Source organism: Streptomyces sp. WG5, assembly GCF_049974565.1.
Taxonomy (GTDB): Bacteria; Actinomycetota; Actinomycetes; order Streptomycetales; family Streptomycetaceae; genus Streptomyces.
The window spans coordinates 50,788-68,515 of record NZ_JBNGGC010000038.1 but is presented as its reverse complement, the minus strand read 5'-3'; the positions used below and the strand labels follow the sequence as shown (position 1 = coordinate 68,515).

Below are 17,728 nucleotides of genomic sequence, written 5' to 3'. Positions count from 1 at the left end.
TTCCCGTGTGTCTAGGGCCTGCGCATGCTCTTCGCTGCCGTGGCGGCGCACACCGCCCCCAGAGCCAGGGTCAGCGCGCCGATGATGATGTTGTTCCAGATGACGCCGGCGTCCGGGTTCGTGCCGACGATCCACGGCGAGATGATCATCCAGAGGCCCATCGCGCACATGGCCCCGCTGAGGCCGTACATGCGTTCCGGGGCGCGGGTGAATCCCAGGGCCAGCAGGCTGATGGCGATTCCTATGATCAGGTTGTGGGCCACGAGTGCAGGCTGGCTGGTGGTGAAGTGGAGTATCCACGGGGACACGGCACAGTAGAGGCCGAGCAGGAACACCGGCCCGTCCACGAGTGCCACGTCGCGACCGCCGAGCATGCGGGCGTAGCGCGCCTGCATTTCCGGAGCGTCGGGGTGGCTGGTCATGTCACCTCGGGTGTGCGAGACGTTGGCCATGAGTCGTCTCCTTCGACTTGCTGGGCCGACCGCGTCTGGGTGCGGTGTGCGGCAGCGCCGCATATGTCCATTCTGCCCTTATTTCTGCCTTATATGTAGCCGTGGTCGGAGTGTGAGTGGCGGCCGGGGTTGGACATGTCCACGCGGATCGCGGGCAGGCGCGAGGGGGAGAACGTGAGGAACGCGGGGACAGCGGAGGTGGCCGTCGCTATGGGCGCGAAGGTGTTGGAGCGGTTTCCCGCGGGGTCGCCGCGCGGGTCGTGGCCGGCGGAGGAGTGCGCGGCGCGGCGTCGGGCCCGGGGTGAGCCCGCGACCGTCGTGATGGACCTGGAGTCGGACGCCTTCCTGGTGATCGTCCCGGCTCGCGACGAGGACTGAACGGGGCTGGGGGAAGTGGTCTCGTGGCCGCCGCCCCCCGCAGGGCGGTTCTCCGGCGGGCCCGGGTGAAGTCCGCGGCCGCGGTACGGGACCGGTCCGGTTCTCCGGCCCCGGCTGTGACGGGGCACCGCGGAGAACGGCTCCTCCGGGCGGGGAATGTATTTTGGTACCTGAAAGGTTGGCTATTACATCCAGTCGTCCAGCCGACGTCTTCCCCCCCCACCAGCGAGGCACACCGTGAACCACCCCGCCCCCGAGCGGCCCGCCGACGTCGTGGCCCGCCTGCGCGCCACCTTCCGCACCGGCCGGACCAAGCCCGTCGAGTGGCGCACCGCGCAGCTGCGCCGGCTGCGCGCACTGCTCACGGAGAACGGTCCGGACCTGGAGGCCGCGCTCCACGCCGACCTCGGCAAGAGCGCCGCGGAGGCCCAGCGCACGGAGATCGGCTTCACCGTGCGCGAGATCGACCACACCCTCGGCCACCTGGCCGACTGGCTGCGTCCCGAGCCCGCCCCCGTCCCGGCGCACCTGGGCGCCGACGCGACCGCCTGGACGCAGTACGACCCGCTGGGCGTCGTCCTCGTCATCGCGCCCTGGAACTACCCGGCCCAGCTCCTGCTCGCCCCGGTCGTCGGCGCCCTGGCCGCGGGCAACGCGGTGGTCGCCAAGCCCAGTGAGCTGGCCCCGGCCACCTCCGCCGCGCTGGCCCGCCTGCTGCCGCGGTACCTGGACACCGAGGCCGTGGCCGTCGTCGAGGGCGGGATCCCCGAGACCACGGCCCTGCTCGCCGAGCGCTTCGACCACGTCTTCTACACCGGGAACGGCACCGTGGGCCGCATCGTCATGCGCGCCGCCGCCGAGCACCTCACCCCGGTCACCCTCGAACTCGGCGGCAAGTCACCGGCGTTCGTCGACCGCGACGCCGACCTCGACGTCGTCGCCGCCCGGCTGGCCGGCGGCAAGTTCCTCAACGCCGGCCAGACCTGCGTGGCCCCCGACTACGTACTCACCGACCCGGAGACCGCGGCAGCCCTGGAGCCGGCGCTGGTCCGCGCGGTCGAGGGCCTGTACGGGACCGACCCGGCCCGGTCGGCGGAGTACGCGCGGATCGTCAACGAGCGCCACTTCGACCGGCTGACCGCCCTGCTGGACTCCGGCCGGGTGGTCGTCGGCGGCGGCAGCGACCGGGCGCGGAAGTACATCGCGCCGACCGTCCTCGCCGACGTGGCCCCCGACTCGCCGGTGATGGGCGAGGAGATCTTCGGCCCGATCCTGCCGATCGTCACCGTGCCCGGCCTCGACGACGCGATCGACTTCGTCAACGACCGCGACAAGCCGCTGGCCCTCTACGTCTTCAGCGGGTCCGACGAGACCAGGGAGCGGTTCGCCGCCGAGACGTCCTCCGGCGGCCTCGGCCACGGGCTGCCGCTCGCTCATCTCACCGTCTCCGACCTGCCGTTCGGCGGCGTGGGGGAGAGCGGCATGGGCAGCTACCACGGCCGCTACTCCATCGAGACGTTCAGCCACCGCAAGGCGGTCCTGAAGAAGCCCCTGAGCTGAGCGACGCGATCGTTCCACGCCAACCCGGCCGGGAACCGGCCGGGTTGAACTGGTCTACACCCTTGACTGGTACAGACCAACGCGGTTGAGTGTGCCTCCACACCCCCCACCACGGCCGCCCCCACGCCGTGGCCGGTCCGGCCGGCACGCGCGCACAGGGCTCGGCTCCGCCCTTCCCTTGCGCGGGAGCGGCCGTGCTCCGCAGAAGGAGGCAGAGCTGTGTCGAGGCGCCGTATATCCGCCCTGGTGACCGTACTCGCCCTCGCCGGAGCCGTACCCGTGCTCCTGCCCGCCGCACCGGCATCCGCCGCCGCGTGTTCGAGCTACCCGGCCTGGTCGGCCGACGCGCACTACAACGCCGGCGACATCGTCCGCTACACCGACGGCAAGGCCTACCGGGCAGAGCACGCCAACCCGGGCTACGACCCGCTCATCAGCACCTGGTACTGGGAGCCGTACGCCTGCGACGGCGGATCCGAGACGCCGGTCGGTAACTTCGTGGTGACCGAGGCCCAGTTCAACCAGATGTTCCCGGGCAGGAACTCCTTCTACACCTACCACGGCCTCACCGCGGCGCTCAGCGCCTACCCCGGTTTCGCGGGCACCGGCAGCGACACCACCAGGAAGCAGGAGGCCGCGGCCTTCCTCGCCAACGTCGGCCACGAGACCGGCGGACTCGTGCACATCGTCGAGCAGAACACCGCCAACTACCCGCACTACTGCGACGGGAGCCAGCCCTACGGCTGCCCGGCCGGCCAGGCCGCCTACTACGGGCGCGGCCCGATCCAGCTCAGCTGGAACTTCAACTACAAGGCCGCGGGCGACGCGCTCGGCATCGACCTGCTGAACAACCCCTGGCTGGTGCAGAACGACGCGGCCGTCGCCTGGAAGACCGCCCTGTGGTACTGGAACACGCAGTCCGGACCCGGCAGCATGACCGCTCACAACGCCATGGTCAACGGTGCCGGCTTCGGCCAGACGATCCGCTCCATCAACGGCGCCAAGGAGTGCGACGGCAGGAACCCCGCACAGGTGCAGAGCCGCGTCACCACGTACCAGCAGTTCAGCCAGATCCTCGGTGTCCCGCCGGGCGGCAACCTCTACTGCTGAGCCGCGCCGGGTGTGTGCGGACTCCGCCGACGGCCTCGGGAAGGACCGCCGCGGAGTCCGCGGGCACCGGGAACCCCGGCGTCCTGTCCGTCGGCCGCGCCGGCTCCGGCACGCCGCGGCCGACGGGCAGCGCCGCCCTCCGCCCGGGTACGGCGAGCGACCGTGAGCGGTCCCTCGCCGTACGGCGCCGGGCGGTCGGGCCGGGCGTCCGCCACATCGACACCGCAGCCTTCTTCTTCTCGTCCCTGTGCTCCGCCGGCGAACCGACCGGCCACGCGTCCGCCGAGAACGCCGCCGCGGGCGCGCTCCGCCTCACCGACGACGACCCGGCGCGGGTCCGACGGTGCGCGGCCGGGCTGACGTGCCTGGACGGCCGGAGGAGCCCGCACGGGCGGAGGCCCCCGCACGGGCAGACGCGCGCTACACGGTCCAGGCGCCGTCCCGCATGATGTGCCGCTGCTTCAGCTCGCGCGTCTCGTGCCATGCCTGCACCGCGAGCGGGCGCACCCGGAACCAGGCGTACGACGCGCTGTCCTCGCGCGGATCCCAGCCGGTCTTGGCGAGGAACGCCCCGGCCGCCGCGGACGGCACCTCCCGCAGGCCGAACGTCTCCACTTCGCCGTCGATCAGCACGACGTCCCGCGTGTGCCCGAACGCCAGCCGGGCCCGGCCGCCGTCGCGCAGGTTGCGGCCGGTCGGGTTGGTGAGCCGCGTGCACAGCCAGACCGACTCCCCGTGCCACACGAACCAGAGCGGGACCATGCACGGCAGCCCGTCGGCGTCCGCCGTGGCCACCCAGATGTCCATCTCCCGTTCCAGCCGGTCCAGTACGTCCTGCCGGCGCCGTCCAGGCTCGCGAGGCGGTGCGGTGATCTTCATGGCGGTGACGGTAGTGGACCGGCCCGGCCCGCGCCTCGGACCCGAGGCGTAGGACCAGAGACTGGCGCCGCAGTGGGTTTTACGTATAACCTCTCCCGTCAATCGCCCGTCCCGAAAGGTCCCGATGACACGCATCGCCCTGGTCGCCCTCGTCGTCGACGACTACGACGAGGCGATCCGCTTCTACACCGAGGCCCTCGGGTTCCGCCTCGCCGCGGACGCGCCCCGGCCCGACGGCTCCCGCTGGGTCGTCGTCGAACCCGGTGGCGCGGCACAGGGCACCGCCCTGCTGCTGGCCCGCGCCAAGGGGGAGGCGCAGCGCTCCCGCGTCGGCGACCAGACGGGCGGGCGCGTCGGCTTCTTCCTGTACACCGATGACTTCGCCCGCGACCACGCCCGTATGACGGCCGCGGGCGTGACCTTCCTGGAGGAGCCCCGGCACGAGCCCTACGGCTCGGTCGCCGTCTTCCAGGACCTGTATGGCAACCGCTGGGACCTGCTCCAGCCCGCCGCCCCCTGACCCCGTCCCCAGATCCCCGCACCGACCGCCGAGGAACGACCGCACATGTCATCTACGCGCATAGACACCGAGACTCTCCGCCGCCTCCCCAAGGCGGTGCTGCACGACCACCTCGACGGCGGCCTGCGCCCCGCGACCGTGGTGGAGCTGGCGGAGGCCGTCGGCCACACCCTGCCCGCCACCGACCCCGCCGAGCTGGCCGCCTGGTACTACGACGCCGCCAACTCCGGGGACCTGGTGCGCTACATCGCCACCTTCGAGCACACCCTCGCCGTGATGCAGAACCGCGAGGGCCTGCTGCGCACCGCCCAGGAGTACGTCCTCGACCTCGCCGCCGACGGCGTCGTCTACGGCGAGGTCCGCTACGCCCCCGAGCTGATGACCCGCGGTGGTCTGACCCTCGCCGAGGTCGTCGAGACCGTCCAGGAGGGGCTGGCCGCCGGCATGGCCAGGGCGGCGGCAGCGGGCACGCCGGTGCGCGTGGGCACCCTGCTGTGCGGGATGCGGATGTTCGACCGCACGCGGGAGACCGCCGACCTCGCGGTGGCCTTCCGGGACGCCGGTGTCGTCGGCTTCGACATCGCGGGTGCCGAGGACGGCTTCCCGCCCGCCGACCACCTCGACGCCTTCGCGTACCTGCGCCGCGAGAACGTGCCCTTCACCATCCACGCCGGCGAGGCCCACGGGCTGCCCAGCATCCACCAGGCCCTCCAGGTGTGCGGCGCCCAGCGCATCGGCCACGGCGTGCGCATCACCGACGACATCCCGGACCTCGCGGCCGGCAAGCTCGGCCGCCTCGCGGGCTGGGTCCGCGACCGCCGGATCGCCCTGGAGATGTGCCCGACCTCCAACCTCCAGACCGGCGCGGCCACCTCGATCGCCGAGCACCCCATCACCGCGCTGAAGGACCTCGGCTTCCGCGTCACCCTCAACACCGACAACCGCCTCGTCTCCGGCACGACGATGACCCGCGAGATGTCCCTGCTCGTCGAGCAGGCCGGCTGGTCCGTCGAGGACCTGCGCACGGTCACGGTGAACGCGGTGAAGAGCGCCTTCATCCCGTTCGACGAGCGCAGGGCCCTGATCGAGGACGTCGTCCTGCCGGGTTACGCAGCGGCGCTCTGAACGAGCCCGCGCACATAGGCGGCCTGTCCGACGTGCTGGAGATCGTCGGACAGGACGCTCACCAGCCGGGCGCCGAGCGTGACCGGTGGGTCCCAGCCCTCGTCCACGATCCGTTCCAGGTCCTTGGCGGCCAGGGAGCGCAGGGCGCCGAGCGTCTGCTCGTGCACGGCGTCGTAGTAGCCGGTCAGCAGGTCGGCCGAGTCGACCCGCACCTTCTCGACCTTCGCGGGGCTGTGGCCGTACCCGGTGTCGTGGCGGGGCAGCCCGAGGCCGAAGCGTTTCTCCCAGCCGTCGGTCAGCCACACCTGGTCGAGCCCGAAGGCGTCCGCGACGTGGTCGTCCTGGACGCGGGTGAGGTGCCAGACCAGCCAGGCGATTGAGTTGGCGTCGTCGGCGGGACGGGCGTTCAGGCCGTCGGGGTCCAGACCCTCGACGGCGGCGTGGACTTCTTCCTGGATGCGGCCGTAGCCCTCGATGAGGATGTCCTTCGCGTGCATGGGTCCACCATCGCGCAGTCCGCCCTCACGCGCTCCCCGCTTCCAGCAGTCCCATCAGGGCCCGCGCCGCCGGGCTGGTGGCCTGCGCCGGCGGCAGCAGCGCGATCGTCTCGTACGCCGTGTCGTCGGAGTCCTTCAGCGGCAGCGAGGTGAGGGAGGCCCGCTTGTGCCGGAAGTGGCGCGGCACGACCGCGATGCCGAGGTTCTCGTCGAGCAGGTCGAGCAGACCGTGCACGTCGTTCACCTCCAGTGCGACGGTCCGCCTGACGCCCGCCGCGGCGAAGGCGGCGTCGGTGACGCGGCGCGGACCCCAGTCCGGGTGGAAGTCGACGAAGACCTCGTCGGCGAGATCGTGCGGAGTCAGCACCGCGCCGACCGTCGCCAGCCGGTGGTCGGGATGGCACAGGACGGTCATCGGCTCACCGGCCAGCGAGACGGACCGCAACTGGTCCGTGTCCGCCTGCGTCCGGTAGGCGAAGGCCAGGTCGAGCCGCCCTGCCGCGACCTCCTCCGCCAGCCCGCCGGAGCCCGCCTGCCGCAACCGGATCTCCACGTCCGGATGCTCCCTGCGAAACGCCGCCAGCAGCCCTGCCACCGGCACTCCGGCGATGCACTGCTCGGTGCCCAGCGACAGCGTGCCGCGCAGCACCCCCTGCACCGCGGCGACCGCCTCGTGCGCCGAGCGCACCTGGGCGAGGATCCGCTCCGCCTCGCCCAGCAGGGCGCGCCCGGCCTCCGTCAGCGTCACCCGGCGGGTCGTGCGCACGAACAGCGGCGCCCGCAGCTCCCGCTCCAGTGCCCGGATGGACGCCGACAGGCCGGACTGGGACACCAGCAGCCGTTCGGCCGCGCGGGTGAAGTGCTGGTCCTCGGCGACCGCGACGAAGTGCTGGAGGTGACGCAGTTCCATGACTGAGAAGCGTAACGGCACAATCCCATCGGATTCTTCTGTTGGACCACTGCACGCAGGTCGCGACAGAGTGGGACACGGTTCCGCCCAAGCCCCGCACCCCGGGTGCCAACCCCTCTGGAGTCGCGTTGTACACCGCACACCCCGACCGCTACGCGGACATGCCCTACCGGCGCACCGGACGCAGCGGCCTGAAGCTCCCCGCGCTCTCGCTCGGCCTGTGGCACAACTTCGGCCCGGACCGCCCCGTCGAGACCCAGCGCGCCATCCTGCGCCGCGCCTTCGACCTCGGCGTCACCCACTTCGACCTCGCCAACAACTACGGCCCGCCGCCCGGCGCCGCCGAGTCCGCCCTGGGCGAGGCGCTCAAGGCCGACTTCGCGCCGTACCGCGACGAGCTGGTCATCTCCACCAAGGCCGGCTACCTGATGTGGCCCGGCCCGTACGGCGAGTGGGGCTCGCGCAAGTACCTGCTGTCCTCCCTCGACCAGAGCCTGACCCGGATGGGCCTGGACTACGTCGACGTCTTCTACTCGCACCGACCCGACCCCGAGACTCCCCTGGAGGAGACGATGGGCGCCCTGCACACGGCGGTGCAGCAGGGCAAGGCGCTCTACGTCGGCGTCTCCAACTACTCCCCGGAGCAGACCCGCGAGGCCGCCCGCATCCTCGGCGAGCTGGGCACCCCGCTGCTGATCCACCAGCCGCGCTACTCCATGCTCGACCGCCGCCCCGAGACCAGCGGCCTGCTCGACGCACTCGACGAGCTCCAGGTCGGTTCCATCGCCTACTCCCCGCTCGAGCAGGGCCTGCTGACCGGCCGCTACCTCGACGGCATCCCGGAGGACTCGCGCGCCGCGGGCGACAGCCCCTTCCTGAACTCCGACGCGGTCACCGAGGAGCTGGTCGGCAAGCTGCGGGCCCTGGACGGGATCGCGAAGTCCCGCGGCCAGTCGCTGGCCCAGATGGCCCTGGCGTGGGTGCTGCGCGAGGGCCGGGTGACCTCCGCCCTGGTCGGTGCGAGCAGCCCGCGGCAGCTGGAGGACAGCGTGTCGGCCATCGGGAACCTGGACTTCGGCTCCGACGAACTGGCCCGGATCGACGAGATCGTCACCCCGTAGGACGTGCCCGGACGATCCCGGAGGCGGGCCGCCTCCGGGATCGTCGGCGTGCGCAAGGCCCTGGGGGCGACGCCGGGAATCCCCGACGAAGCGTCACGCCCCCTCGGGCACCCGGTCGAGGAAGCCGTACACGGCCCGGATCCGGCCCTCGCCGTCCAGCGTGACCACGTCGGATCCGGCCACGGGCGCCGAGCCTTCCCCGGAGGGGGCACCCACGGCCTCGCTCACCAGCTCCCAGGAGAAGCGCGCCGTGTCGTGGTGCCCGTCCACGGCACCGGAGAGCCGGAAGGCGAAGCCGGGGAAGCGCTCGCGGGCCGCCGCGATCACGGCCGCGATCTGCTCGTGGCCGCGGACGTCGGCGAAGGGGTCGGTGTAGCCGCCGTCATTGGTCCAGGCCGCGGCGACCGCCTTGGCCCGGGCCTCCGGGGCGGCGTTCCAGGCCTCGAAGTAGCGGGCGACGGCGTCCTCGTAGCGGCGGGTGGGTGCGGACATGGTGATCAGCCTCCGTCAAAGTGCGGTGCGCGTGGTGCAGGCGCTGGTCAGGTACCAAATTCCGGTCGCGGCGACCCGGTACCGCAACCCTGCCCGGACCCGTCGGCGGCGTCGATTACCCCGGGGGTCATGGCGCTGTGCCTCCGGGGGCGCGGAGGCGGCGCATCCGGGGGCGTGAGGACGGCGCACCCCGGAGTGGTGACGACAGGGCCCCGCGCCGCAGGGTTTCGGCCAGCCACGGCCGTGAATATGCCAGGAGACTGGCCGGAAACTCATGGTGACAGTGGTTCAGTAGTGAACATACTCACCTCTAGGGGCGTCTCACACCATGCGACAGCGCCCTCACGCACAGCACACGAGCCGCGCGGACGCCAGGCCCGACCGGCAGGCGGGCGGGGCGGCGGGGGAGGGGAGCAGTGCACGACGAGTTCCTGTGCCATGTCACCGCATACGGCGTCTGCGACGGCCGACGCATCGGTGTACCCCTGGGGACCTACCGGGCTCCCACCCTCGCCCTCGCCCTGTGGTGGCTGCGCGACCGCGCCTCGTGGATGGCCGAGCGGCTGGACCCGCAGCCCGACACCCCCCACTTACCGCGCGGTGCCCTGACCCCGGTCGCCGACGACGCACCCGACGTACCGCGCGTCCTGCGCACCTGGTGCGCCGACGTCGTCCAACAGGAAATGGTGGCAGAGGAGTTGGCGGCGGGACGCCTGGTCCGGATCGCCACCAGTGACGACACCACCGAGTACGAACTGATGGCCGAGTCCGTGGACGCGTTGCGCATGCAGCGGGCCTCCCCGCCCCTCGTCGTGCCCGTCGCCTGAGTCGCCCGAGTCGCCCGAGTGTCTTCCCGCGGCGCCCCTACGACCCGGCCGGGGCACGGTCACCCCGCCGGCCCGCCCACCGCGCGAGCAGCGCGCCGAGGAACCCGGTGACCAGCCCCCACAGCAGGGCGAGACCGACGGCGCTCCACAGGCGCGGGCGGAGGAACAACTGCCCGGACAGTCCGCCGCCCAGGTCGCCGATGCCGAGCACCGACAGGCCGTAGTGCGCGGAGATCCGGCCGACCAGGCCGGTCATGAGGACCGTGAGCGCCAGCGCCACGGCCATGTGCACGGCGTGCGACCAGGCCGGCCTCCGGTCCGGGGAGCGGACCGCGAGTACGGACCCGGCCGCCAGGAGCAGGACCGCCGCGACGACCAGGAGCCACCACCACCGCCCGTCGTGTTCGGCGAGCGTTCGCAGGTTCAGGGTCGAGACGTCCGGTGTCCGCAGCACCTCGTCGAGCACGTGCGGCACCGGCAGCCCGAACGGCCCCTCCACCCGCCCGTCCCAGGAGGCACCGAGGCCGATCGTGAGCGCGAGCCACGCCAGGTTCGGCAGCCCGAGCAGCAGTACGGCGAAGGTGTCCGCCGGATGCCCCCGCGTTCCGGCGACGACCAGCGCGACGACGACGCCGACGACGACGTACGCGAGCAGCAGCGCGACCATCGCGTACGCCGCCGGCCGCACCGACGTCCGCAGGCGCAGCAGCCGCCCGGGCAGCGGAGCCCCGCGTGGGACGAGCAGGGCGAGTACGAGGACGCCCGCCAGCCACAGCAGTCCGAACAGGACGGTCAGCGGCACATTCGTCGTGAACCCGACCGTCGGCTCCACGCCGAACAGGTCGACGAGGTCGTCCAGCACGCCTTCCCCGAGGGAGACCTCGAAGGTCCGGCGGGCGGCGAAGGCCAGCCCGAGGAGGGCGAGCAGCCACAGGACGGCGATCCGTCCGGCCCAGCCGGCCAGCTCCGTGGCGCCGGCGGCGGCCCGGCGGCGCAGGGGCCGCAGGAAGCACCGGGCGATCACCAGCGCACCGGTCAGTGTGACGGACAGCGGGAGCACGGTCAGCCCCGCGTCGGTGTCGGCGAACCCTCCGGCGTCGCCGGACAGTTCCAGCGCGCCGCCCACGGCGGTGACGACGGTCGCCGCGACGACCCGGGGAAAGGCGCCGTCGGGCAGATCCGCGGCCCCGGCCGCCCACAGTCCGAGCGCGGCCACGGCTCCCATGGCGACCAGTCCGGCCAGCACCGTACCCAGGGCCTGGACCCAGCCGTGACGGGCGACCGCCCGGCCGGAAGGGGCGGAGGGGGTTCGCGAGCTCACGCTGCCACGCTAGGCAGCACCCGGCGGGCGCGCCCGCCGGCAGGGCCGTCCGCGTCGGCCGGAGCGAGGGGGACTCCGGTGCGCCGGCCCGGAGGGCGGTCCGCGCCCCGGCTCGTGGCCCGCCCCGGCACATGGCCTGGAGGAGTTCCCGGAGGGAACGCGCGATCGGTGGACCGGTGCGGTCACCGTCCGCCGTTGTCCAGCCGCCGTCCGCCGCCGCCGTCTCGGCCGGCTCAGTCCGCCCGGACGACGAGGGCGTAGTCGCCCAGCCCCAGCAGGCGGTCGGCCGACACCTCACCGCGTGTCGTGAAGACGGCGAGGAGACGCCCGGTCTCCGGATCGAACGCGACGTCCAGCACCGTGCCCCGCTCGGTGCCCGTCTCGGTCAGGACCCGGCGGCCCAGTAGCTCATGGCGGGGCACGACCGTGTCCGGGGCGGCGGCGGTACCGACCCGGACGGCGGCCGGGCCGACCTCGCGCACCGCGTCCCAGGGCAGCACGCTCTTTCTGCGGAAGCGGCTGCGGCGGAGCCGGACGTGGCTCACCGCGCCGGACGCGATGTCGACGCCCAGCGACGTCACGGTACCGAGCGGCGCGGCCCCGGCCGGCGGCACCACCGGCAGCCCCCGCACCTCCGTGAACAGCATCACGGGAGCGGCCCCTTCACCTGCCCCGGCACGCCACCGCCGGCCAGGGCGGTGAGGCCCGGCAGGTCGTCGGCGACGTGCCGCACCGCGTCCGCGGGCAGCACGAGGGCCCGGCCGGCGAGCGTGAGCGTCTCGCCGCGCGGTACGTACACCCGGCGCCGGTGCCGGGCCGGACCGGGCACGAACGCTCTGCTCGCCGCCACCCGGAAGCCGACGACCCGCCCGGCGACGCCGCCCTCCACCACGACGTCCAGCACCGTTCCGATCTCGGCGCCCGCCTCCGTCAGCATCCTCGCCCCCAGCACCCGGGCCCGCAGGGTCGGCTGGTGCGCCAAGGCGGCCGCGGCGCTCACGAGGCTCCGCCGGTCGCGGATCACCACCGCGTCGTGGCCCAGCGCGTACACGGCAGGCCAGGGCAGGCCCTCCTTCAGAGGGCCGGACAGCAGGCCCCGCCCGGCCAGGGTGAAACCGGTGATCCGGCTCGCGGCGGCGTCGCATACGGTGTCCTTGACGTCCGCGACGGCGTCGCCGCCGAGCGTGACCACGGGCCGGGTGGTGAGGCTTCGCGCGGTCATCAGTTCGTTCATCGCACCCCTTCCCGCACCTTCGGGTTCCCCGCGCCACTGTGACGATGCCCGCAGTACGAAGACACGGGGACTGCGAGGCCGGGCTCGGGGTACGAGGACAGGTGCAGCAGCGTCCGGCCAGTCCGGCTTCCGAGAGAGAAACGCATGACCGAGTACCTGGACGGGGCAGTGATACCGACTGGTTTCGACGTACCCGTTGAACCGCTGAGGCGGGCGGCGCACTACTCCGGTGAGCCGGGATGCATAGCGCAGGCGCGTGCCTTCGCCTCGCTCTTCCTCGACCAGTTGAGGACCGAGTGGTGCGCCACGATCGGCCAGCGCGCCGACGGCGCGGTACTGCTGGTGGTGAGCGAGCTGATCACCAACGCCGACCGGCACAGCAAGGGGCCGTACATCCTGGAGCTGGAGGGCACGGGCGGCTCCGTGGCGGTGACCGTCTACGACAGCAGCGGGGCGGTGCCCCAGCGCTTCCCCCGGGACCCCGAACGCGTCGGCCGGCACGGCCTGGAGATCGTCCACGCCCTGGCGGAGGCGGTCGTCGTCGAGCAGGTACCGGTCGGCAAACGAGTGCGCGCCGTGGTGCCCCTCACCGAAGCATGACCGTGCCACTCCGTTCCTGAACGTCCCGGGCGTGGGGCGACCCCCCGTCCGCCGGTTGCCGTCAGGCGCAGCCGAGTTCGCCCAGCATGCCCTCGCGCAGCCGGGTGATGATTCGCTTGATCAGCCGGGACACGTGCATCTGCGAGCAGCCGAGCCGCTCGCCGATCTCCGCCTGGGTGGCCTCCTCCACGAACCGCATGTGGATGATCTGCCGGTCGCGCTCGCTGAGCTCCGCCATCAGCGGGGCGAGCGAATGGAAGTCCTCGACGAGCCGCAGCCCGTCCTCCTCGACGCCGATGAAGTCGGCCAGCACCGACTCGCCGCTCTCGGGCCCGTCCCCGGTCAGTGCGGCGTCCAGCGAGGAGGAGTTGTAGCCGTTGGACGCGATCTGGCCCTCGACCACCTCGTTCTCACTGATGTTCATCAGGGTGGCGAGTTCGGCGACGGTGGGTTCCCGGTCCAGGCGGGAGGAGAGCTCCTCGCGGGCCTTGGCCAGCTCCACGCGCAGCTCCTGCAGGCGCCGGGGCACGTGCACCGCCCAGGTGGTGTCGCGGAAGAAGCGCTTGATCTCGCCGACGATGTACGGCAGCGCGAAGGACGTGAACTCCACCTCGCGCGACAGTTCGAACCGGTCGATGGCCTTGATCAGGCCGATCATGCCGGTCTGCACGACGTCCTCCATGTCGTCCCCGCGACCGCGGAAGCGGCCGGCGGCGAACCGCACGAGCGACATGTTCATCTCGATCAGCGTGTTGCGCGCGTACTGGTACTCGTGCGTGCCCTCTTCGAGTTCCGCCATGCGCTGGAAGAACTGGCGGGACAACTGCCGCGCGTCACGCGGAGCCACGGTGCGCGGGTCCCCGACACCCGGCAGAGATCCGCCGCCCGTCCTGCTCCCGGTGGTCTGCTCGACGACCTGTGCCTCCGGCCGGATCACGGCGGACTCCATTACCTCTCCCACGAAAGTCACGGTTCGACGTCTCCCTAGGTTCTTCCCGCTTGCGGGTACCCGGGCCACGGCGGCGCATGCCCCCCGTCTTCACGGGTGGCGAGAACTCGGTGCCGCTGCGTCATCGCGGGGTGATGCGTTCCTCCTCAGCGTAGTCCCGTGGGCGGTGACCGGCACCCGGTGCTTCCCCTCCGGTTTCCCTCTGGGCGGAACGCCGCCCCCTTCCCTCGCGCGGCAGGGTTCCTAGGCTGAGGAGGTGACCAGCCACGTGCCGAAAGAAGCCCGCGTCATCGCGCTGCGCCCGCAGACCGCGCGCCCCGGAGCCCGCCCCGCCGCCTCGCCGGTCCCCCCGGAACGGAGGCCGCCCGCCGGCAGAGAGCCCTTGTGGCGCGATCTCGTCGGCGACGTCCTGCGCCGTGAACGCCTTGCCCAGGAACGCACCCTGAAGGAGGTGGCGGATACGGCGCGGATCTCCATGCCGTATCTGTCGGAGGTCGAGCGCGGCCGCAAGGAGGCGTCGTCGGAGGTGCTGGCCGCCGCCGCGGGCGCTCTCGGCCTGGGCCTCGGCGACCTGCTGGCGCGGGCCCACGGGGAGCTGGTCCGCCTCACCTCCCGGCACACCGGCGCCGGCCGGGCCGGTGGTACGTCGGGTGCCCGGCACGACGGGCTGTGCCTGGCCGCCTGACCGCCCGCACGGGCCGGCGCCCCGCGGACGGCGAGGCGCCGGCCCGGCCTCTCACACCCTCACCAGACGCCGGTCGAGTACGTCGTCGGCCAGCCCGTACGCCACCGCCGCCTCGGCGGTGAACACCTTGTCGCGGTCCGTGTCCGCGCGCAGGGTCGCCACGTCGTGGCCCGTGTGCCGCGCCAGCACCTCCTCCACCTGGGAGCGGATCCGCACCATCTCCTTGGCCTGGAGCGCCAGATCGGACGCCGTGCCGCGCTGTCCGCCGGTGGCCGGCTGGCCGAGCAGCACCCGCGAGTGCCCCAGCACGAACCGCCGCCCCGGATCCCCGCCGGCCAGCAGCACGGCCGCCGTGGAGGCCGCCTGCCCGACGCAGAACGTGGAGATCGGCGCCTGCACGAACGTCATGGTGTCGTAGATCGCCATCAGCGAGGTGTACGAGCCGCCGGGCGAGTTGATGTAGATCGCGATCTCGGACTCCGGGGCCGCCGACTCCAGATGGAGGAGCTGCGCGATGACGACGTTGGCGACGCCGTCGTCGATCTCGGTGCCGACGAAGATGATCCGCTCGTTCAGCAGCCGGCTGAACACGTCGAAGGACCGCTCGCCCTGCGGGGTCCGCTCGACGACGTTCGGAATCGTGTACGTCCCCATCACCGCAGTCCCATCCTCGGTCGTGTCGTGGCCGGGCGGACGTCCGCGAGGGACTCCAGGACCCGGTCCACCATCCCGTACTCCCTGGCCTCCTCGGCCGTGAACCAGCGGTCCCGGTCGCCGTCCCGGGAGATGGTCTCCGGGCTCTGGCCGGTGTGCTCCGCGGTGATCCGCTCGATGGTCCGCTTGGTGAACTCCAGGCTCTCCGCCTGGATCTCGATGTCGGCGGTGGTGCCGCCGATGCCCCCCGACGGCTGGTGCATCATGATGCGCGCGTTCGGCAGGGCGTACCGCTTGCCGGCGGTGCCGACGCTGAGCAGGAACTGCCCCATGCTGGCCGCGAAGCCCATGGCGAGCGTCGAGACGTCGTTGGGGATCAGCCGCATCGTGTCGTAGATGGCGAGCCCGGCGTGCACGGAGCCCCCGGGACTGTTGATGTACAGGCTGATGTCGGTCCGCGGGTCCTCCGCGGACAGGATCAGCAGCTGGGCGCAGACCCGGTTCGCGGAGACCTCGTCGACCTGCGTGCCCAGCAGCACGATCCGCTGTGCGAGCAACTGCGCGGCCAGGTGGTCGTCGAACGGGGTCGGAGGGGTGTCGCCCTCCTCCGCCCGGGGCAGCGAGGCCGGGGCGGGGCCGGCGAAGAGTGGAGACATCGGCGCTCCTTGTCGAGTCGTGGAGAACGTCGTACGCGGCTGGCGGCGCCGCGGTCCGTCCACTGTGGGACCGCCCCGGCCCCCGGCGGGGGTTTCTCTGCCCGCGGCAGATTCGCCACGGGCAGATCCCGGTCCGTACGACCGATGAGTTCTCCGGCCTGCGCCGGTCGACAGTGGTGACCGTGTTCCACGCCCGGGAGGTACTCATGAGCACCGACGGATTCACCACGTGTCTCTGGTTCGACGGCCAGGCGGAGGAGGCCGCCCACTTCTACGTCTCCCTCTTCGAGAACTCCGGCATCGGTGCCGTCACCCGGTACCCCGAGGGAGGGCACCGGCCCGCCGGCACCGTGCTCACCGTCGACTTCACGGCCAACGGCCAGAAGTTCGTCGCCCTCAACGGGGGGCCGGAGTTCAGGTTCAACGAGGCGATCTCCTTCCAGATCACCTGTGAGAACCAGGAAGAGGTCGACCACTACTGGACCGAACTCACCAAGGGCGGCGAGGAGGGACCCTGCGGCTGGCTCAAGGACAGGTTCGGCGTCTCCTGGCAGGTCGTCCCGGTCCGGCTCGAGGAGATGTTCCGCGACCCGGATCCCGCGAAGGTGGCGCGCGCCAACCAGGCGATGATGTCGATGCACAAGCTCGACATCGCCGCGCTGGAGAGGGCGTACGCCGGGGAGTGAGCGGCCCGTCGGCGCGCGGAGCGGGGCAGGGGCTGACCGGCGTGGGGAAGCGGACCCCTGTCCGGCGCTCCGTCGCTTCGCTCCGGGCGACCGCACCGTGCCCGGCCGCACGGCTGCGGTCCGTGCCGATGGACCCCCCCTTCGGCCGGTCCCGGCACGGAGCGACCCGCGGGGCGCGAACTCCTCGGTGACCGACATCACGACGACCGAGGGGGAGGCGCGGAAGGCCACGGACGTCTCCTGAGCCCCGTCCGGGCACCCCGCCGGGCCATGGCATGATCGGGCGCATGCGTGAACGTGTTGTGGCCGCGTGCGACGGGGCTTCGAAGGGAAACCCGGGTCCGGCCGGCTGGGCCTGGGTGGTCGCCGACGCGTCGGAGCGTCCGGTCCGCTGGGAGGCGGGCCCGCTCGGCAGGGCCACCAACAACATCGCCGAACTCACGGCGTTGGAGCGCCTGCTCGCGTCGACCGACCCCGACGTGCCGCTCGAGGTCCGCATGGACTCGCAGTACGCCATGAAGGCCGTCACCACCTGGCTGCCCGGCTGGAAGCGCAACGGCTGGAAGACGGCCGCCGGCAAGCCGGTCGCCAACCAGGAGCTGGTGGTGCGCATCGACGAGCTGCTCGACGGCCGCTCCGTCGAGTTCCGCTACGTACCCGCCCACCAGGTCGACGGCGACCGGCTCAACGACTTCGCCGATCGTGCCGCCAGCCAGGCCGCCGTCGTCCAGGAGCCCGCGGGCAGCGGCCTCGGCTCACCGGAGCCGCCGCCGGCGCCGGACGTTCCCGCGGCCCGCAAGGCACCGCGCCGGAAACCGGGCGCGGCCCGCAAGGGCGGCGGTGCGCCGGCGCGCACGATCAAGGCGAAGTTCCCGGGGCGCTGCCCGTGCGGGCGGTCGTACGCGGCGGGGGAGTCCATCGCCAAGAACGACCGGGGCTGGGGCCACCCGGAGTGCCGCACGGCGGCGGCCGGGTAGCCCGAGCAGGCCCACGGCCGGGCAGCCGAGCCGGGCAGCCGACGCAGGCCCGCGGCCGCGTAGCACCGGCCTGCGCCCCCTCGCTTGTTACTGTG

The 17,728-nt window shown here is 72.6% G+C and carries 22 protein-coding genes; 11 read left to right on the top strand and 11 right to left on the bottom strand.

The genetic code is table 11. The annotated features are described in order from the left end of the window. Positions 1-11: 11 nt before the first annotated feature. Positions 12-452 carry an SPW repeat protein gene (locus tag ACP4IX_RS30755; RefSeq protein WP_426524305.1) on the bottom strand — a complete coding sequence of 147 codons (441 nt, stop codon included), beginning with the start codon at positions 450-452 and terminating at the stop codon, positions 12-14. A 135-nt stretch (positions 453-587) separates the two neighbouring features. Here ACP4IX_RS30755 and ACP4IX_RS30750 point away from each other — a divergent pair, with 135 nt between their 5' ends. From ACP4IX_RS30750 to ACP4IX_RS30740, 3 genes are all read left to right on the top strand, one after another. After that, a complete protein-coding gene (locus ACP4IX_RS30750) occupies positions 588-830 on the top strand; it encodes a hypothetical protein (protein ID WP_426524333.1) in 243 nt (80 codons plus the stop codon). Between the two features lie 237 nt (positions 831-1,067). Continuing rightward, positions 1,068-2,390 (top strand): aldehyde dehydrogenase family protein, encoded by a 1,323-nt coding sequence (locus ACP4IX_RS30745; RefSeq protein WP_426557789.1) that lies wholly within the window; start codon positions 1,068-1,070, stop codon positions 2,388-2,390. A gap of 219 nt (positions 2,391-2,609) precedes the next feature. Beyond that, the gene (locus tag ACP4IX_RS30740; protein WP_426557787.1) at positions 2,610-3,500 is read left to right on the top strand and encodes a glycoside hydrolase family 19 protein; all 891 of its coding nucleotides are present in this window, start codon (positions 2,610-2,612) and stop codon (positions 3,498-3,500) included. 420 nt (positions 3,501-3,920) lie between these two features. Here ACP4IX_RS30740 and ACP4IX_RS30735 read toward each other — a convergent pair whose 3' ends face one another. Further along, positions 3,921-4,379 carry a pyridoxamine 5'-phosphate oxidase family protein gene (locus tag ACP4IX_RS30735; RefSeq protein WP_426524299.1) on the bottom strand — a complete coding sequence of 153 codons (459 nt, stop codon included), beginning with the start codon at positions 4,377-4,379 and terminating at the stop codon, positions 3,921-3,923. Between the two features lie 124 nt (positions 4,380-4,503). On the opposite strand from ACP4IX_RS30735, the gene ACP4IX_RS30730 reads away from it, so the two are divergent. Together ACP4IX_RS30730 and ACP4IX_RS30725 are read left to right on the top strand one after the other, a co-directional pair. After that, positions 4,504-4,899 carry a VOC family protein gene (locus ACP4IX_RS30730; protein WP_426557785.1) on the top strand — a complete coding sequence of 132 codons (396 nt, stop codon included), beginning with the start codon at positions 4,504-4,506 and terminating at the stop codon, positions 4,897-4,899. A gap of 45 nt (positions 4,900-4,944) precedes the next feature. Continuing rightward, positions 4,945-6,024, top strand: coding sequence for an adenosine deaminase (locus ACP4IX_RS30725; protein ID WP_426557783.1), 1,080 nt, complete (start codon positions 4,945-4,947; stop codon positions 6,022-6,024). On the opposite strand, the gene ACP4IX_RS30720 is transcribed toward ACP4IX_RS30725, so the two are convergent. Continuing rightward, entirely contained in the window at positions 6,006-6,521 is a 516-nt protein-coding gene (locus tag ACP4IX_RS30720) for a mycothiol transferase (RefSeq protein ID WP_426557782.1), read from the bottom strand. The genes ACP4IX_RS30725 and ACP4IX_RS30720 overlap by 19 nt on opposite strands. A 25-nt stretch (positions 6,522-6,546) precedes the next feature. Beyond that, the gene (locus tag ACP4IX_RS30715) at positions 6,547-7,431 is read right to left on the bottom strand and encodes a LysR substrate-binding domain-containing protein (protein ID WP_426524291.1); all 885 of its coding nucleotides are present in this window, start codon (positions 7,429-7,431) and stop codon (positions 6,547-6,549) included. Positions 7,432-7,559: 128 nt separating this feature from the next. Here ACP4IX_RS30715 and mgrA point away from each other — a divergent pair, with 128 nt between their 5' ends. Next, positions 7,560-8,552: an L-glyceraldehyde 3-phosphate reductase gene (mgrA, locus tag ACP4IX_RS30710; protein ID WP_426524289.1), complete on the top strand. Its 993-nt coding sequence runs from the start codon at positions 7,560-7,562 to the stop codon at positions 8,550-8,552. 93 nt (positions 8,553-8,645) lie between these two features. Here the strand turns inward: mgrA and ACP4IX_RS30705 are convergent, their stop codons facing one another. Beyond that, the gene (locus ACP4IX_RS30705; RefSeq protein WP_426557780.1) at positions 8,646-9,044 is read right to left on the bottom strand and encodes a nuclear transport factor 2 family protein; all 399 of its coding nucleotides are present in this window, start codon (positions 9,042-9,044) and stop codon (positions 8,646-8,648) included. 416 nt (positions 9,045-9,460) lie between these two features. Here ACP4IX_RS30705 and ACP4IX_RS30700 point away from each other — a divergent pair, with 416 nt between their 5' ends. Beyond that, a complete protein-coding gene (locus tag ACP4IX_RS30700) occupies positions 9,461-9,871 on the top strand; it encodes a hypothetical protein (RefSeq protein ID WP_426524285.1) in 411 nt (136 codons plus the stop codon). 37 nt (positions 9,872-9,908) lie between these two features. On the opposite strand, the gene ACP4IX_RS30695 is transcribed toward ACP4IX_RS30700, so the two are convergent. The 3 genes from ACP4IX_RS30695 to ACP4IX_RS30685 form a co-directional block, all read right to left on the bottom strand. After that, positions 9,909-11,192, bottom strand: coding sequence for a streptophobe family protein (locus ACP4IX_RS30695; RefSeq protein ID WP_426524283.1), 1,284 nt, complete (start codon positions 11,190-11,192; stop codon positions 9,909-9,911). A 233-nt stretch (positions 11,193-11,425) separates the two neighbouring features. Continuing rightward, entirely contained in the window at positions 11,426-11,842 is a 417-nt protein-coding gene (locus ACP4IX_RS30690; protein ID WP_426524281.1) for a PRC-barrel domain-containing protein, read from the bottom strand. Continuing rightward, positions 11,839-12,426: a PRC-barrel domain-containing protein gene (locus ACP4IX_RS30685; RefSeq protein WP_426557779.1), complete on the bottom strand. Its 588-nt coding sequence runs from the start codon at positions 12,424-12,426 to the stop codon at positions 11,839-11,841. The genes ACP4IX_RS30690 and ACP4IX_RS30685 overlap by 4 nt, the downstream gene beginning before the upstream one ends. A gap of 144 nt (positions 12,427-12,570) precedes the next feature. On the opposite strand from ACP4IX_RS30685, the gene ACP4IX_RS30680 reads away from it, so the two are divergent. Beyond that, positions 12,571-13,026 (top strand): ATP-binding protein, encoded by a 456-nt coding sequence (locus ACP4IX_RS30680; RefSeq protein WP_426524277.1) that lies wholly within the window; start codon positions 12,571-12,573, stop codon positions 13,024-13,026. A 61-nt stretch (positions 13,027-13,087) separates the two neighbouring features. Here the strand turns inward: ACP4IX_RS30680 and ACP4IX_RS30675 are convergent, their stop codons facing one another. Beyond that, complete coding sequence (locus ACP4IX_RS30675; protein WP_426524331.1) at positions 13,088-13,975, bottom strand: RNA polymerase sigma factor SigF; 888 nt, start codon at positions 13,973-13,975, stop codon at positions 13,088-13,090. Between the two features lie 256 nt (positions 13,976-14,231). Between ACP4IX_RS30675 and ACP4IX_RS30670 the strand changes: the two genes are divergently transcribed. Then, entirely contained in the window at positions 14,232-14,660 is a 429-nt protein-coding gene (locus tag ACP4IX_RS30670; protein ID WP_426524275.1) for a helix-turn-helix domain-containing protein, read from the top strand. A gap of 51 nt (positions 14,661-14,711) precedes the next feature. Here ACP4IX_RS30670 and ACP4IX_RS30665 read toward each other — a convergent pair whose 3' ends face one another. Together ACP4IX_RS30665 and ACP4IX_RS30660 are read right to left on the bottom strand one after the other, a co-directional pair. Then, positions 14,712-15,314 carry a ClpP family protease gene (locus ACP4IX_RS30665; RefSeq protein ID WP_426557777.1) on the bottom strand — a complete coding sequence of 201 codons (603 nt, stop codon included), beginning with the start codon at positions 15,312-15,314 and terminating at the stop codon, positions 14,712-14,714. After that, entirely contained in the window at positions 15,314-15,970 is a 657-nt protein-coding gene (locus tag ACP4IX_RS30660) for an ATP-dependent Clp protease proteolytic subunit (RefSeq protein WP_426524271.1), read from the bottom strand. Before ACP4IX_RS30660 ends, ACP4IX_RS30665 begins: the two co-directional genes overlap by 1 nt. Positions 15,971-16,176: 206 nt before the next feature. On the opposite strand from ACP4IX_RS30660, the gene ACP4IX_RS30655 reads away from it, so the two are divergent. Together ACP4IX_RS30655 and ACP4IX_RS30650 are read left to right on the top strand one after the other, a co-directional pair. Continuing rightward, the gene (locus ACP4IX_RS30655; protein WP_426524269.1) at positions 16,177-16,656 is read left to right on the top strand and encodes a VOC family protein; all 480 of its coding nucleotides are present in this window, start codon (positions 16,177-16,179) and stop codon (positions 16,654-16,656) included. 275 nt (positions 16,657-16,931) lie between these two features. Beyond that, entirely contained in the window at positions 16,932-17,633 is a 702-nt protein-coding gene (locus tag ACP4IX_RS30650; RefSeq protein WP_426557775.1) for a ribonuclease H family protein, read from the top strand. The last annotated feature ends 95 nt before the right edge of the window (positions 17,634-17,728 follow it).